This window comes from Tenacibaculum sp. XPcli2-G, assembly GCF_024124505.1.
Lineage (GTDB): Bacteria > Bacteroidota > Bacteroidia > Flavobacteriales > Flavobacteriaceae > Polaribacter > Polaribacter mesophilus.
On the sequence record NZ_JAMXSH010000003.1, the window covers coordinates 185,980 to 203,884 of the forward strand.

7 protein-coding genes are annotated in these 17,905 nt (G+C 33.9%); 4 read left to right on the forward strand and 3 right to left on the reverse strand.

Annotated features, from left to right (window positions below):
- Positions 1–24: 24 nt before the first annotated feature.
- The 3 genes from NH341_RS08660 to NH341_RS08670 are packed head-to-tail and all read left to right on the forward strand — an operon-like array spanning position 25 to position 10,371.
- A complete protein-coding gene (locus NH341_RS08660) occupies positions 25–7,518 on the forward strand; it encodes a gliding motility-associated C-terminal domain-containing protein (protein ID WP_253056472.1) in 7,494 nt (2,497 codons plus the stop codon).
- A 10-nt stretch (positions 7,519–7,528) separates the two neighbouring features.
- Complete coding sequence (locus tag NH341_RS08665; protein ID WP_159616748.1) at positions 7,529–8,470, forward strand: type IX secretion system membrane protein PorP/SprF; 942 nt, start codon at positions 7,529–7,531, stop codon at positions 8,468–8,470.
- 11 nt (positions 8,471–8,481) lie between these two features.
- Complete coding sequence (locus NH341_RS08670; RefSeq protein ID WP_253056474.1) at positions 8,482–10,371, forward strand: OmpA family protein; 1,890 nt, start codon at positions 8,482–8,484, stop codon at positions 10,369–10,371.
- A gap of 55 nt (positions 10,372–10,426) precedes the next feature.
- On the opposite strand, the gene NH341_RS08675 is transcribed toward NH341_RS08670, so the two are convergent.
- From NH341_RS08675 to NH341_RS08685, 3 genes are all read right to left on the reverse strand, one after another.
- A complete protein-coding gene (locus NH341_RS08675; protein WP_253056476.1) occupies positions 10,427–10,918 on the reverse strand; it encodes a CAP domain-containing protein in 492 nt (163 codons plus the stop codon).
- A 103-nt stretch (positions 10,919–11,021) separates the two neighbouring features.
- Entirely contained in the window at positions 11,022–11,459 is a 438-nt protein-coding gene (locus NH341_RS08680; RefSeq protein ID WP_159616744.1) for a DUF4268 domain-containing protein, read from the reverse strand.
- Positions 11,459–12,040, reverse strand: a complete 582-nt coding sequence (locus NH341_RS08685) for a tRNA-(ms[2]io[6]A)-hydroxylase (protein WP_073183535.1) — start codon at positions 12,038–12,040, stop codon at positions 11,459–11,461. The genes NH341_RS08680 and NH341_RS08685 overlap by 1 nt, the downstream gene beginning before the upstream one ends.
- A gap of 258 nt (positions 12,041–12,298) precedes the next feature.
- Here NH341_RS08685 and NH341_RS08690 point away from each other — a divergent pair, with 258 nt between their 5' ends.
- Positions 12,299–17,794, forward strand: a complete 5,496-nt coding sequence (locus NH341_RS08690; RefSeq protein ID WP_253056478.1) for an alpha-2-macroglobulin — start codon at positions 12,299–12,301, stop codon at positions 17,792–17,794.
- Positions 17,795–17,905: the final 111 nt, after the last annotated feature.

A 17,905-nucleotide genomic window follows, 5' to 3' on the forward strand; every position in this document is an offset into this window, starting at 1 on the left:
TGTTATTAGAAAAACTTAGAGGACATGAAAAAAATTACTAGTTTTACTTTATTTTTTATAGTGGTTTTTCTCGTTGCTGGCGGAAAATTAGAAGCCCAAATAAAAAAAGGATTCCAACCTAGATTTTCAGAAGCAGTTAAAGGAAATGTAACATTAATAGCAAATAATGTTTTATCAAGAAATAAAACAACGAGCTATATAGGAAGCGACGGAAACCATGACTTTAGTAATAACGTTTTTGTTGATATAGATAGTGATGCAAGTACATTCAATTCAAGTAGCGCAAACTTATCTAACCCAGAGCCAACAGTTAGTTGTTTAAGTATAAAGAAAGCATATTTATACTGGGCAGCAGCTGATAAAGAGGAAGACAATTCTTCAGATGAACCCAATTGGGATTATAATAAAGTAAAATTGCAATTACCAGGAAGTTTAGGTTATACAACTATAACTGCTGATGATGTTATTTATAGAGGAAGAGACGAGATAGGTCACTTTGTTAATGATCCATACATTTGTTTTAAGGATATCACAAGTGAAGTAAAAGCTTTGGCAACACCCTATGGAACTTATCAAGTAGCTAATGTTAGGGCAAAGGAAGGAAGTTTGACTTCACATGGTGGAGGAAATACAGGAACTTCTGGAGGTTGGCAAATAGTATTTGTATATGAAAGCCCTACTTTACCAGCAAAAAATATATCGCTTTTTGATGGTTACGCACATGTTACAAGTAGTGTTAATAATTTTGAAATTGGATTTAGTGGTTTTCAAACAGTACCAACAGGAGATGTAGATGTAGATGTAGTAATAGGTGCCTTAGAAGGAGATAGAGATTTATCAGGAGACAGGTTGCAAATAAAAAATACTAGTAACAATTGGGTAGATTTATCATATAGTTTAAGGAATTCAAGTAATTTTTTTAATAGTAGAATAGCTAAAAATGGAAGTAACTTTATAGATAGAAATCCAGCTAGTACTAATACTTTAGGATTTGATGCAGATGTATTTGCTCTTAGTAATCCAGGAAATAGTATAATAGCTAACAATCAAACTTCTGCGACAATAAGATTAACATCAAACCAAGAAACATACGGACTCTTTTTAATAGGATTGTCTGTAGATGTTTGGAAACCAGATTTAGCGCCATTAATATTATCAAGCTCAACAAATACTAGTAGTGTAGAAGACACTGTTAGTTTTTCAGTCAATATAGAAAACAATGGTAATGACAATGTAAAAGACTTAACAATAGAAACAACAATACCTCAAGAAGTAGATTTAATAGAACCAATAATAGGGTTACCTTTTGGGGTTACTTATAGCTATAATACAACAACTAGATTATTAACCTTTGATGCTATTGATGGAATTACAGATGTTGGAGGTACACCATATAGTTTAAGTTTTCAGGTGAAAGTAAAAGAACAGTGTTATTTTCTAGAAGAAATGTGTTCCGATAAATTTCAAATGCAATTAATAGCAACTTATGCAGGAGAAGAAAATAATAGTACACAAACAACTTTAAGTTCTAAATCAGTTGATTCTTGTGGTATAGGAGATAATTTACCTAATGAGATAAGTATTAACCAACCTGACGAGGCTAATTGGACAACTACAGTCGATTCATTAGATAGAACAGTGTCTTGTGAAGATAGTGCTGCCCTAGCTACGGCGCAATTACTTACCCCAGAAGCAAGTTGTGATTTAACAATAACCAAAATACCTGGAAGTTTTGAGGCTTCAACAACTAATTGTCCTGTTATAGGAACATATACTAATATTTGGACATTTACAGATAGTTGTGGAAGAACAAGTGGACAATTTACCCAAACCATTACGGTAACTGATACTTCAGCACCCGTTTTATCAGCAGCACCAGCCGATGTAAGTGTCGACTGTGAAGCAATCCCATCAGTACCAACTATCACTGCAATCGATAACTGTGATAGCGTAGTAGATGTAGTATTCACAGAAGTAAGCAATACAGTAGTAGACGGCTGTGGAGAAATTGTACGTCAATGGGAATCAACCGACAACTGTGGTAACACGGTAAGTCATACACAAACCATTACGGTAACCGATACCATTGCGCCTGTATTATCAGCAGCACCAGCCGATGTAAGTGTCGACTGTGAAGCCATACCAACAGTACCAACTATTACCGCAACCGATAACTGCGATAGCGTAGTAGATGTAGTATTCACAGAAGTAAGCAATACGGTAGTAGACGGCTGTGGAGAAATTGTACGTCAATGGGAATCAATCGACAACTGTGGTAACACGGTAAGTCATACCCAAACCATCACGGTAACCGATACCACTGCACCTGTATTATCAGCAAGACCAGCCGATGTAAGTGTCGACTGTGAAGCCATACCAGCAGTACCAACTATCACTGCAACCGATAACTGCGATAGCGTAGTAGATGTAGTATTCACAGAAGTAAGCAATACAGTAGTAGACGGCTGTGGAGAGATTGTACGTCAATGGGAATCAACCGACAATTGTGGCAACACGGTAAGTCATACACAAACCATCACGGTAACCGATACCACTGCGCCTGTATTATCAGCAACACCAGCCGATGTAAGTGTCGACTGTGAAGCCATACCATCAGTACCAACTATCACTGCAACCGATAACTGCGATAGCGTAGTAGATGTAGTATTCACAGAAGTAAGCAATACAGTAGTAGACGGCTGTGGAGAGATTGTACGTCAATGGGAATCAACCGACAATTGTGGCAACACGGTAAGTCATACACAAACCATCACGGTAACCGATACCACTGCGCCTGTATTATCAGCAACACCAGCCGATGTAAGTGTCGACTGTGAAGCCATACCATCAGTACCAACTATCACTGCAACCGATAATTGCGATAGCGTAGTAGACGTAGTCTTTACCGAAGTAAGCAATACAGTAGTAGACGGCTGTGGAGAGATTGTACGTCAATGGGAATCAACCGACAACTGTGGTAACACCGTAAGTCATACACAAACCATCACAGTAACCGATACTACAGCACCTGTATTATCAGCAACACCAGCCGATGTAAGTGTCGACTGTGAAGCCATACCAGTAGTACCAACTATTACCGTAACCGATAATTGCGATAGCGTAGTAGACGTAGTCTTTACCGAAGTAAGCAATACAGTAGTAGACGGCTGTGGAGAGATTGTACGTCAATGGGAATCAACCGACAACTGTGGTAACACCGTAAGTCATACACAAACCATCACAGTAACCGATACTACAGCACCTGTATTATCAGCAACACCAGCCGATGTAAGTGTCGACTGTGAAGCCATACCAGTAGTACCAACTATTACCGTAACCGATAATTGTGATAGCGTAGTAGACGTAGTCTTTACCGAAGTAAGCAATACGGTAGTAGACGGCTGTGGAGAGATTGTACGTCAATGGGAATCAACCGACAACTGTGGTAACACCGTAAGTCATACACAAACCATCACAGTAACCGATACTACAGCACCTGTATTATCAGCAACACCAGCCGATGTAAGTGTCGACTGTGAAGCCATACCAGTAGTATCAACTATTACCGCAACCGATAATTGTGATAGTGTAGTAGATGTAATCTTTACCGAAGTAAACAATACAGTAGTAGATGGCTGTGGAGAGATTGTACGTCAATGGGAATCAACCGACAAATGTGGCAACACGGTAAGTCATACACAAACCATCACGGTAACCGATACCACTGCGCCTGTATTATCAGCAACACCAGCCGATGTAAGTGTGGACTGTGAAGCTATACCAGCAGTACCAACCATTACCGCAACCGATAACTGCCATAGCGTAGTAGATGTAGTCTTTACTGAGGTAAGCAATACGGTAGTAGACGGCTGTGGAGAAATTGTACGTCAGTGGGAATCAACCGACAACTGTGGCAACACGGTAAGTCATACACAAACCATTACAGTAACCGATACTACAGCACCCGTATTATCAGCAACACCAGCCGATGTAAGTGTCGACTGTGAAGCTATACCAGCAGTACCAACCATCACTGCAACCGATAATTGTGATAGTGTAGTAGATGTAATCTTTACCGAAGTAAGCAATACAGTAGTAGACGGCTGTGGAGAAATCGTACGTCAATGGGAATCAACCGATAATTGTGGTAACACCGTAAGTCATACCCAAACCATCACGGTAACGGATATTACCAAACCAGATTTTACAGTACCAGTAGATATTACAATTTACAAAGATGATAATTGTACTTATGATGCTAGTATTGGAATCACTGGAGATGTTACCAATGAATCGGACAATTGTGATACAACTTTAGACGCTAGTTATAGTGATGTAGAATCGGCAGGAACCTGTGAAGGAGAAGTAATAGTTACTCGTACATGGAGTCTTACTGATAACTGCGGGAATACAACTGAAAAAGTTCAAACAATAACAGTTAAAGACAATACTGCACCAATTATAGACGAAACAAACAAAAATAATATAGACATAGAATGTGGAGTAGGAGATACAGAAACTACGTTACAAGATTGGTTGAATAGTAATGCAGGAGCTACAGCAACCGATAACTGTAGTACTGTAACATGGACCAATAATTATGGGAATGATACCTCTGTAAAATGTGATGGAAGTTATATCACAGTAACTTTTACAGCAACAGATGCTTGTGGAAACTTTAGTACTACAACAGCAGGATATTTAATTAAAGATGAAACAGCACCCACAATAACTCAGCAGCCATCAGATAAAACTGTAGAGTGTGATGGAGCAGGAAACATAACAGAGTTAAATAATTGGTTAGCAACTAATGGAGGAGCGACAGCGACAGATGATTGTAGTATTGTAACATGGAGTAATAATTATACAGCTTTAACATACACCTGTAGTTTTACAGGAGAAGTAGAGGTGGTTTTTACAGCAAAAGATGCTTGTGGAAACACTGTAAATACAACTTCAGCTAAGTTCACTATAGAAGACACAGTAGCACCAGAATTTGTAGAGACTTTACCAGCGGCAGAAATCACCGTAAGTTGTGATAACATTCCAGTAATGGAAACCTTAACAGCAACCGATAATTGTGATGCTTCTGTGACAGTAATTCCAAGTGAAGTAACCAGTGGAGATGACGATGCTTGTGGGTCAGAATACTTGATTACAAGAAAGTGGACCGTATCAGATTGTTCAGGAAACACAACAACACATATTCAGGTAATTACAGTAGAAGATACTACAGCGCCAGAGTTTGTAGAGACTTTACCAGCGGCAGAAATTACGGTAAGTTGTGATAACATTCCAGCAATGGAAACCTTAACAGCGACCGATAATTGTGATGCTTCTGTGACAGTAATTCCAAGTGAAGTAACCAGTGGAGATGACGATGCTTGTGGATCAGAATACTTGATTACAAGAAAGTGGACCGTATCAGATTGTTCAGGAAACACTACAACACATATTCAGGTAATTACTGTAGAAGACACAGTAGCACCAGAATTTGTAGAGACTTTACCAGCAGCAGAAATCACTGTAAGTTGTGATAACATTCCAGTGATGGAAACTTTAACAGCGACAGATAATTGTGATGCATCAGTAACGGTAATTCCAAGCGAAGTAACCAGTGGAGATGATGATGCTTGTGGATCAGAATATTTGATTACAAGAAAATGGACAGTATCAGATTGTTCAGGAAACACGACTACCCACATTCAGGTAATTACTGTAGAAGATACAGTAGCGCCAGAATTTGTAGAGACTTTACCAGCGGCAGAAATTACAGTAAGTTGTGATAATATTCCAGTAATGGAAACCTTAACAGCAACCGATAACTGTGATGTTTCTGTGACAGTAATTCCAAGTGAAGTAACCAGTGGAGATGACGATGCTTGTGGATCAGAATATTTGATTACAAGAAAATGGACAGTATTAGATTGTTCAGGAAACACGACTACTCATATCCAAGTAATCGCAGTAGAAGACACAGTAGCACCCGAATTTGTAGAGGAATTACCAGCAGATGCAACAGTAAGTTGTGATACAATTCCAGCAGCAGCGGTATTAACCGCAACAGATAACTGTGATACTTCTGTAACTGTGAATTACTCAGAAGAATTTTCAGGACAAGACGATATATGTGCATCAGAATATACGATTACAAGAACTTGGGCAGTTCAAGATTGTGCAGGTAATAGTACATCACACACTCAAGTAGTAACAGTTGAAGATACTACGGCTCCAGAGTTTGTAGAGGAATTACCAGCAGATGCAATAGTAAGTTGTGATACAATTCCAACTGCAGTAATTTTAACAGCAACCGATAATTGTGATGCTTCTGTAACTGTGAATTACTCAGAAGAATTTTCAGGACAAGATGATGCATGTGCATCAGAATATACAGTTACAAGAACATGGACAGTAGAAGATTGTGCGGGTAATGAAACTTCGCATACTCAAGTAGTAACTGTTGAAGATACACAAGCACCCGAATTTGTAGAGGAATTACCAGCAGATGTAACAGTAAGTTGTGATACAATTCCAACTGTAGTAATTTTAACAGCAACCGATAATTGTGATGCTTCTGTAACTGTGAATTACTCAGAAGAATTTTCAGGACAAGACAATATATGTGCATCAGAGTATACAGTTACAAGAACATGGGCAGTAGAAGATTGTGCGGGTAATGAAGCTTCTCATACTCAAGTAATAACTATTGAAGATAATGAAGCACCACAATTGGTATCAACATTAGAAGACATTATAGTAGAATGTGATACTGTTCCTGATGTTCCAACTTTAGAATTTACAGACAATTGTTCTTCAAATGTAACACAAACTGACTTTGAGGAAACAAGTACGTTTGATGGAAGTGATAGCGATTATACAATTACAAGAACATGGACAGTTACAGATGACTGTGGAAATGTAGCAGACTTTATACAGTATATTACAGTAACTGTAAAAACATCTGTAACTGAAATAGCGGATTCAAGGTGTATTGACGATGGCGAAATTAACTTAAATGATTATTTGGCAAATCAAAGTGAAAACGGAACTTGGGAAGTGACTCAAGGAAGCGTTACAATATCTAATGATGGAAGTTTTGATCCGTCAGGGGTAAGTTTAGGAGATTATGTGTTTACATATACATCATCAAATAGTAGTTGTTTAACAGTAACAGAAGTTACGATTAATATAAACGATGACTGTTTAGTATTACCATGTGGGCAAGAAGATGTGGTAATTTCAAAAGCAGTAACTCCTAATGGAGATTCATGGAATGAGTTTTTCGAAGTTACAGGAGCTGAATCCTGTGGATTTATAGCCAATGTAAAAATATTTAACCGTTGGGGAGCTAGAGTTTTTGAATCTAAAAATTATGTAAATAATTGGAACGGAACTTCAGATGGAGCAACGTTTGGATCAGCAGAAAGATTACCGGCCGGTACATATTACTACATTGTAATATTAGAAAATAGTGGGTTAAAACCATTTACAGGAGCAATTTACTTAGGAACTAAATAATATTATAGCTATGAACCAAAATTACAAGCTATTAAAAGCAACTATTGTACTGTTTTTTGCAACAGTTTTAACAGTTCAATCACAACAGCTACCACAGTTTACTCAATATATGTATAATACAATTTCTATCAACCCTGCATATGCAGGAAGTAGAGAAGTACTGAGTATTGTTGGACTGCATAGAAGTCAGTGGGCAGGATTAGATAGAGCACCAGAAACACAAACCCTATCTATTCACACTCCACTTAGAAATGATAAAATAGGATTAGGATTATCATTTATAAATGATCAATTAGGCTATGAAAATTTCACCTATTTATATGGAGATTTCTCATATACGATTCAGCTTAATGAGGATATAAAATTAGCCTTTGGACTTAAAGCAGGATTTACTCAATACAATATAGATGATGCCTTAATAGCAACTGAAGGATCAGATCCAGGAATTTCAGGGATTCAAAATAGATGGGAACCTAATTTTGGGAGCGGTTTATTATTACATACAAATAAATGGTATGTGGGGTTTTCAGCTCCAAGATTATTAAATATAGATCATAATGATTTGGTTGTTAATGGAATTAATTACGGAATTATAGACAGAGTAAGTTATTATTTAACAGGAGGATATGTTTTTGATTTGAGTGATAATGTAAAGTTTAAGCCAGCGACGTTAATTAAAGCAACGAATGGAGCACCAGTATCATATGACATAACAGCAAACTTCTTATTCAATGAAAAATTTTGGTTAGGAGGTTCTTATAGAATCAATGAAAACACAGGAGCTTTAGGGGCTTTAGTAGATTTTCAAGTTTCTCGTCAGTTCCGAATAGGTTACGCGTACGAGCATCCATTATCAGACATTAATCAATACTCAAATGGTACACATGAAATATTATTAATGTTTGAGTTATTTCCTAAGTCATATAGAACGAAATCTCCTAGATATTTTTAAAAAGGATAGTTATGAAGACAAAAATTACACTGATACTACTTTTTTTATCAAGCTTTGCATTTTCTCAAAGAAAAATAGCAAATAAATTTTATAAAGAATATGCGTATGTAAAAGCAGCTGAATTTTATAAAAAAGCCATAAACGAAGGAGATGATGGGGTGGATATGATAACAAGGTTGGCAGATTGTTATTATAATAACTCAAACTCTAAACAAGCTGCTTATTGGTATGGAGTTGCTTCAAATAGAAAAGAAAACTTAACTGATGATGCTATATATAAGTATGTACAGTCACTTAGAAGTATAGGAGAGTATGACAAAGCAGATAAATGGCTTCAAAAGCTATCTGACAAAGCGTTAAAAGTAAAAAATGTTGACTATAATAAATTAAAAACACTTAATAAAGACTCTGTAGTAGTAGCAAACTTAGAAATTAATACTAAAAACTCAGAGTTTGGAACGTATGTACATGGACAAAAACTATATTTTGCTTCGACAAGAAAAAAAGATGGTGAAATTTATGAATGGAATAACCAACCGTATTTAGACTTATATCAAGCCAAAATTATTAAAAATAAAAAAGATGAAAATAGTATAGCAAGTGTTATTCCTATTGTATCTTCTAAAATTAATACGGGTTTTCATGAATCGAGTGTAGCAATAACTAAAGACGGGAAAACGTTATATTTTACAAGAAATAATTTAAACGAAAAGAAAAAACTAGAGTATAGTAAAAAAGGTACATCACATTTAAAAATATTCAAAGCTACGTTGGTTAATGGGCAATGGGATAATATTGAAGAGTTACCGTTTAATGATAAAATGTATTCTAGTGGACATCCAGCATTGAGTCCGGATGATAAAACATTATATTTTGTATCTGATAGACCAGATAGTTATGGGTTAACGGATATTTATAAAGTAGCTATTTTAGCTAATGGAGAGTATGGAGCACCAATAAACTTAGGAGATAAAATAAATACAAAAGGAAGAGAAATGTTTCCTTTTGTAGCTAAAGATTATACCTTATATTTCTCTTCGGATGGTTATGCAAATTTAGGATTATTAGATATTTTTAAATCTGATTTACTAAAAAATAACTCGTCAGAAGTTATAAATATAGGAGCTCCATTTAATAGTGGATATGATGATTTTGCTTTCTTTTATAATGAAGATGCAAAAACAGGGTACTTTTCTTCTAACCGACCAGGAGGAAAAGGACAGGATGATTTATATAAGTTTAAAACCTTAAAGTGTAAACAATATATTAAAGGGAGAACTTTTGATAAAAGAACAAAAGAAATTTTACCTAACACTTTAGTAGAGCTTATAGACTTTAAAGGAAAAGTTGTAAAAAGGTTCGTAACTCAAGAAGATGCCACTTACGTTTTTGAAGTTGAATGTGAGAAGAAATTTTCTTTAAGAGGAACAAAACTAGATTATAAAGATGACTTCATTAATAATATTGAAACGACAGATGTAAGAGGTATAGAAATAGAGCGTGATTTATATTTAACACCATTAATTATAGGAAACGAAATAGTGATAGATCCTATATTTTTCGATTTTGATAAATGGAATATACGACCAGATGCAGCTTATGAACTAGAGCATATTGTACGAGTAATGAAGAATCATCCAAAAATGATTATTAAAATTGAAGCTCATACAGATAGTAGGGGTAGTGATAAATACAATGAGATTTTATCAGATAGAAGAGCTAAATCTACCAGAGATTATATTTTTTCAAGAGGTATAGCTACCAACAGGATAGAAAGTGCTATTGGTTATGGAGAAAAGCAGTTGGTGAACAAATGTTCTAATGGTGTACCTTGTTCAGATGAAGAGCATCAAGAAAACAGACGTTCAAAATTTATAATTGTTAATGATTATAAAAAATAATAATATCTAAGACCTCTATTTATTTTAAAAATAGAGGTCTTATCAAGTATTGTTGTTATTTTTTTACAAAAATATTGGTATAGTACCATGTACCACCAGTGTTTTTTTCGGCAGTCACTTCAAAATGGGTAAAATCACCTTCAATATTTTTTCGATGTCCCTCGCTTTTAATCCATCCATTAACAACAGATTCAGCAGTAGAATATCCATAAGCTACATTTTCAGCAACCTTAATAGCATTTGTATTTTCAACTAAATAATTTTTACGATCATGAAAAAAATCGTGAGAAAGCTCTTTTTTCTTTATCATATACATAGTATGATTATATGTTTGAGATTTTATAGCTTCAAGTTTTTTTAAAGTAGATAAGCCTTTGCTTAATCTATAATCATTAATAAGATCAAGAATTTCATTTTCTATTGATTTTTCTTCTATGCTAACGGTAGAATCAGAAGGAGAGTCAATTAATTCATTTTCATTTGAAGAACAAGAAAAGAAAACTAAGGCACAACATAGTACCAATAACTTAAAGGGGAAGTTATTCATTTTTAATAGGGGTTAGGGGTTAAATTATTTTAAAAGTCCAAAAATAGTACAAAATACAATTTAAAACAAGTTTCTTTTTATGCTTAAACGTATTTTTGTATGATTAGATAGCCTGTTTTATAAAGTCTTCATATTCATAAAAAAACAGTTCAAACTGTGTCATAGTCTCTACAAAAAACTCATAACAATCTCTCCAAGTATCTTTATTGTGAACACTAAATTTTTTATCAAAAGGGATATAAATTCTACGAATAATTTTGTGATTGTTTAACTCAAAATTATCATCAAATATAACTTCAGGTAAATATTCTGTTTCCAATATTTTCTTCAAAGAAAGAAGTTGATCGTAAAGTAATTCATTGGCTACATCTTCTGGATGTTCGAAATCTAAACAAACTGAAGCGTTTTTTCTATCCGCTTGAAATTTAAAAGCAAATCCCTTTATTTTGGTATTGTATAACAACCATTTTCTTGGAAAAGATTTTCCAAAACTAGTCCAAAATTCTTTACGCAATCGGGCAGATTCTTCTTTACTAAACACTATCCGTGAACTTTTGCAGTTTTACCTCTTTCTCGCATCATTTCGGCTTCGAAAGCCAATAAATCTTCCCATTTTTTATCAACGATTTCACGATCCATATACTTACGAGCATACCCTAAAAATAAGGTGTAATGATTTGCTTCAGAAACCATTAAATCCAAATAAAATTTAGATAATTGTTCATCTTCCATATTATCAGCAAAAACCTTAAAACGTTCACAGCTACGTGCTTCTATTAGAGCAGCAACTAAAAGTCTGTGAATTAGCGCTTCAGTTCTATTACCTGTATGAGGGAAAAATTTTTGCAATTTTAAAGCATAATCGTTTTTAGTAGCCTGTCCTAAAACCATATCTCGCTCTATCATTATGTTATGTACCATCCTAAAATGTTCCATTTCTTCAATAGCAATATCACTCATATCTTTAACAAGTTCAGTTTCTTCAGAGTAATTGATAATAATTGACACAGCATTTGAAGCAGCTTTTTGTTCAGCAAAAGCATGATCTGTTAATAGTTGTTCTAATCCGTTTTTAGCAACTTCAACCCATGAAGTTTCTGTGTCAAATTGTAATCCAAGCATAATGTGTAATTGAGGTTGTAAAAGTAAAAAATATAAGTGCTAATTGTATTATAAATACTCTAAAAATGGTAAATTTGTTGCTGAAAAAATCTCTTAAGAAAATTGCTTTAAAAAATATTGATCCGAATTACGAATACTAAATAGATTGCTACAAATTCTAAATAGGGTAATATTTTAAAAATATTTTTCAGTAGTTTTAGATAAAATAGAGAAAGACAGAAAACTTCTAAGGAAATGAAATTACAGTTACAAAAAAAAATGGGAAAAATTATTGGCGCTTTAGCATTAGTCTTTTTAATGATTACAGCTAATTCGTGTAAAAAAACAGTTACTACAGAAAGTAATGTAAATGAATTTGGTGAATATATTAGTGTTTTTCCAGATAAGCTAATATCGGTAAACCCTAACTTAAAATTTGTATTAAAAAATAAAGTCACGATAAACTTTGATGCCACTGAAGTTATTACTACAAAACCAGCTATAAAAGGAGAAGTAGTTTTAAATGATAATGAGTTAGTTTTTGTTCCAGCTGAAAAACTAAAAAGCAATCAAGAATATTTAATAACACTTCATTTATCTAAATTATATGAAGATATAGAGGAAGATTTAGAGAACTTTACTGTTAAAGTAAAAACTAAAGAATTATTATTCAACGTTTCTTTACAAGCTCCAAGTGTTCATAATAAAAAACTATATGCAGTAGAAGGAGAGTTAATTGCTAGTGATATTATAGAAACGGAAAAAATTCCATCTTTAATTAGAGCTACATATAACGGGAAAGAAAAAGCTATAAAGTTTAGTACTGTAGGTAAAGTAAGTTCTAAAGTTTACTTTAAGATAGACAGTATAGAACGCTATGAGGAAGACAAACAATTAAAGGTAGAGTGGACTGGAACACCAATTCAGTCAGAGTCCAAAGGAAGTAGAGAAGTTACCATAACAGGAAAAAACAACTTTAAGATATTAAATGTTGAAGTTATTGATATAGATAAACAACATATTGAAATAAGCTTCTCAGACCCATTACAAAAATCACAAAATTTAAAAGGACTTATTCAGTTTTTAAATACTCAAAAAAGAGCTTTTACATACAAGATAAATAGTAACAAAGTAACAGTATATCCAAAATCACCATTTACACAAAAAGTTGATTTAGAGATTTTCAAAGGAATTAAGAGTGTGGATGGTTATACTTTAAAAGAAAACACAATTAAAACGGTTTATTTTGAAGAATTAAAGCCTGCGGTAAAGTTTATAAAGAGTGGATCAATACTTCCAAACTCTAATAACCTAAAAATAAATTTTAGTGCAGTTAACTTAAAAGCGGTTGATGCTACAATTTACAAAGTATATAAGGAAAATGTATTACAGTTTTTACAAAATAATAGTTTAAGTAATCAAGGAAATTTACGTTATGTAGGGCGTCCTGTAGCTAAATACACAGTAAAACTTGGTAATCAAGGATTAGATCTAAGTAAAGAAAATGCTTTTGCTATTGATTTAGCAGAAATAATAAAAGTGGAAAACGGAGCGATGTATAGAGTCGAGTTTTCATTTAATAAAGACTATTCAAATTATAAATGTGCAGAAGGTGTTTCAACGAAAACCATCGTTTTCGGAAAAAAGGAGATAGATACCAAAAGCTATGACAACCCTAATTACTATGACGATTATTACTACGATTATAATTGGAGAGATAGAGAGGATCCTTGCACAACGTCATACTATTATAACAAAGATATTAGTACAAATATTTTAGCTACTAATATTGGAGTTATAATTAAAAAAGGAAATAATAATAAAACGTTAGTAGCAGTAACAGATATACTTACCACAGATGCTATAGAAGGAGCAAAAGTAACTTTATATAATTTACAAAAGCAAGAAGTAGCTTCAGCAACAACTAATAAAGAAGGAGTAGTTTCTTTTTCTGATGTTACTAATGCCTTTTTTGCAGTAGTTACTAAAAACAACAATACAACTTATGTGAAATTGAAAGACGGTGATGCACTTTCAATGAGTAAGTTTGATGTTTCTGGAGTGAAATTACAAGAAGGAATTAAAGGGTATATTTATGGAGAACGAGGAGTTTGGAGACCAGGAGATCAATTGTTTTTAACTTTTGTTTTAAACGATAATGCGAATCCAATTCCAGAGGAGCACCCAATAAAATTTGAATTAATAAATCCGCAAGGAAAAATAATCGATAGAAAAGTACTTTCAAAAAAATCAAACAATGTATACAAATACGCTCCTATAACAAACCCAGAAGCTATTACTGGTAATTGGAAGTTACGTGTAAGTGTTGGTGGAGCTGTTTTCAATAAAACATTAAAGATTGAAACCATAAAACCGAATCGATTAAAGATAAAACTAGCTACAGATGCAGAGTTCATCAAAGCAAATTCAACTATTACAGGAAATGTAGAAGTAAAATGGTTACATGGAGCAATAGCAAGAGGATTAAAGTTAGATATCAACGGGAAATTCTCACAAACCAATACTGAGTTTTCAAAATTCAAAAACTATAACTTTGATGATGTAACTCGTCGATTTGGAACAGAAGAGTTTAAAGTGCTAAAAGGAAGTTTGAGTAATGATGGAACTACTAAATTCTCGGTAAAACCTAAATTAGATAGTAAAGCTCCAGGAATGTTAAGAGCGAGTTTTATTACAAAAGTATATGAAAATGGAGGAGACTTTAGTACCGATGTATTTTCTAACAAAGTGTCACCATATACTTCGTACGCTGGATTACAAGATGCTGAAGAACCACAATCTAAAAACTATTTATTTACAGATGAAAACTATACATTTAATGTAGCTTCAGTAAACGAAGAAGGGGTAGGAATAGCAAATACTTTAGAAGTAAATGTATATAAATTATCATGGCGTTGGTGGTGGAGTACTTCTGATAATGGATTGTCTAGTTATGATGGTACACGTTATCATGAACCTTATAAGAAATTAAAAGTAACAACAAATGCAAGCGGTAAAGGGACTTTTAAATTAAAGGTTGACGAAAATGATTGGGGACGTTATTTAATAAAAGTAAAAGACTCAAAAAGTAAGCATGTTACCTCAAATGTGGTTTATTTTGATTGGCCTTCTTGGTATGCTAAGAAAAAAGGAAATCAAGATAAAAGTAACGCTACGATGCTAATATTTACAACCGATAAAGAATCGTATGAAGTAGATGAAAAAGCAACTGTGAAGTTTCCGTCTTCTGAAGGAGGAAAAGCGTTTATTACCATAGAAAACGGAACAGAAGTATTAGATCATTTCTGGGTACCAACACAAGCACAACAAACATCGTTTAGTTTCCCAGTAAAAGCGAGTTATACACCAAATGTATTTGTAAATATTTCATTGTTACAAAAACATAGTCAAACAGTAAACGATTTACCAATTCGTATGTACGGTTCAATACCAATGTTGGTACATAACCCTGCAACGAAATTAGAACCAAAAATTCAGTTAGCAGACGAGTTACGACCAGAATCAACAGCTACCATTCGCGTAAAAGAAGAAAAAGGTAGGGCGATGACCTATACCATTGCACTGGTAGATGAAGGTTTGTTAGATTTAACACGTTTTAAAACACCAAATCCATGGGGAGTGTTCTATGCACGCCAATCTCTTGGTGTAAAAACTTGGGATATTTTTGATGACGTTATTGGTGCTTACGGTGGAAAAGTAAATCAAATATTAAGTATTGGAGGAGATGAAGCAGAGGCAGGAAGTAAAAACCGAAAAGCGAATCGATTCAAACCAATGGTTACGTATTTAGGCCCTTTCGATTTAGAAAAAGGAGACAGTAAGGAACATAAAATAAAAATACCTAAATATGTAGGATCTGTTCGAGCTATGGTGGTGGCTACTGATACTAAAAAAGATGCGTACGGTAGCGATGAAAAAACAGCTTTTGTACGAAAACCAGTAATGATTTTAGCATCATTGCCTCGTAAAATAACACCACAAGAAACCGTTACCTTACCAGTTACTGTTTTTGCAATGAAACCAAACATTAAAAATGTAAAAGTTACAGTACAACCAAACGAAGCATATACTATTGTAGGAGATAAAACACAAACCGTTTCATTTAGTCAGCCAGATGAAAAAATGGCGTATTTTACCCTAAAAGTAAATGATTTTAAAGGAATTGGTAAAGTAAAAATAGACGCAAGTTCAGGAAGAGAAAAAGCATCTTACGAAGTAGAAATAGATGTGTTAAACCCAAATCCAGTAACTACTGAAGTAAAAGATGTCGTATTGAAATCTAATGAAGTAGGGGAGATTAACTTTACAAGTTTTGGTACTAAAGGAACGAACGGAGCTACGTTAGAATTATCAACCTTACCACCAATGAACTTTACCAAGCGTTTGGGATACTTAATTCGTTATCCGCATGGATGTGTAGAACAAACAACTTCAGGTGCTTTTCCACAGTTGTTTTTACCCGAATTATTTGAGTTATCAAAAGAAAAGATAGCTTCAACAGAAAGAAATATAAAAGCAGCAATTCAACGTTTATCAGATTTCCAATTATCTAATGGAGGGTTGTCATACTGGCAAGGAAATAGTACCGCAGATAGTTGGGGAACGTCTTATGCAGGTCATTTTATGATAGCGGCTGAGAAGAAAGGGTATGTACTACCTATTGGTTTCAAATCAAAATGGATAGGATATCAAAAGCAACAAGCACGTAATTGGAGAAATAACTCACGTTATTACAATAATTCTTTATCACAAGCATATAGGTTATACACGTTAAGTTTAGCAAATAGTCCTGATTTAGCATCAATGAACCGTTTACGCGAATCAATGGGAGTTTCAGATGAAGCAAAAATGAGATTAGCAAGCGCGTATGCTTTAATAGGTAAAAAGGCTATAGCAAAATCTATTTTAAAAGGAATAACCGGTTATACCTATACAAAACGATATTATTCAAACTATGGTTCTGAAACTAGAAACAAAGCAATGTCTTTAGAAACCTATATGCTGTTGGATGACGAAACTAAATCAATAAAATTAGCAAAAGAAATTGCTGAAAACCTATCAAGCGAGCGTTGGATGAGTACACAAACTACAGCCTATAGTTTGTTGGCAATGAGCCAATATGCTCTAAAAAATGGCGGTAGTGACGGAATTAATACAAGTTATATTTTAAATAAGGCGTCAGGAGAAGCAAGTACTTCAAAATCGCTGTTAGCAAAAGATTTAATAGCTATTCAAAAAGAAAATTCATTAAAAATAACTAACAAAAACAACGGAGTTTTATATGTACGTATACTAAACAAAGGAATTTTACCAGTAGGTGAAGAAAAAGTATTCCAAAAGAATTTAGAAACCACTATTACATACAAAACAAAAGATGGAGCTCGTATTACTCCAGATAACTTGTCACAAGGAACCAATTTTGTAGCAGAAGTTACAGTGAAAAATCCAACAAGTGAAACCATTGAAAATGTAGCATTAACGCAATACATTCCTTCAGGATGGGAAATTGTAAATACACGTTTTACTGATTTTGGAAACAATACAACATCTTCAAAAGTAGATTATACAGATATACGAGATGCAAGTATCAGTAACTACTTTACCTTGAAGAAGTACGAAACCAAAACATTTAGAGTATTAGTGAATGCTTCGTATTTAGGTGAATATTATTTACCAGGAGTACAAGTAGAAGCAATGTATGACAACGATTATATAGCTCGTACTAAGGGACAGTGGATTAAGGTAATTAAGTAAATAGTTTCTAAACAATCATTACGGTTTTTGTAGTGATTGTTTGTTATTTGTTAAATTTTAAAAGAGGGTACGAGGGATATTTTTTAGGAGAAATTTGACACATAAAATAAT

Excerpts from the sequence above, each read along its gene's own strand:
- NH341_RS08665 (WP_159616748.1), top strand. The coding sequence starts at position 7,529 with ATGAACCAAAATTACAAGCTATTAAAAGCAACTATTGTACTGTTTTTT.
- NH341_RS08685 (WP_073183535.1), bottom strand. The coding sequence starts at position 12,040 with ATGCTTGGATTACAATTTGACACAGAAACTTCATGGGTTGAAGTTGCT.
- NH341_RS08670 (WP_253056474.1), top strand. The coding sequence starts at position 8,482 with ATGAAGACAAAAATTACACTGATACTACTTTTTTTATCAAGCTTTGCA.
- NH341_RS08675 (WP_253056476.1), bottom strand. The coding sequence starts at position 10,918 with ATGAATAACTTCCCCTTTAAGTTATTGGTACTATGTTGTGCCTTAGTT.
- NH341_RS08660 (WP_253056472.1), top strand. The coding sequence starts at position 25 with ATGAAAAAAATTACTAGTTTTACTTTATTTTTTATAGTGGTTTTTCTC.
- NH341_RS08690 (WP_253056478.1), top strand. The coding sequence starts at position 12,299 with ATGGGAAAAATTATTGGCGCTTTAGCATTAGTCTTTTTAATGATTACA.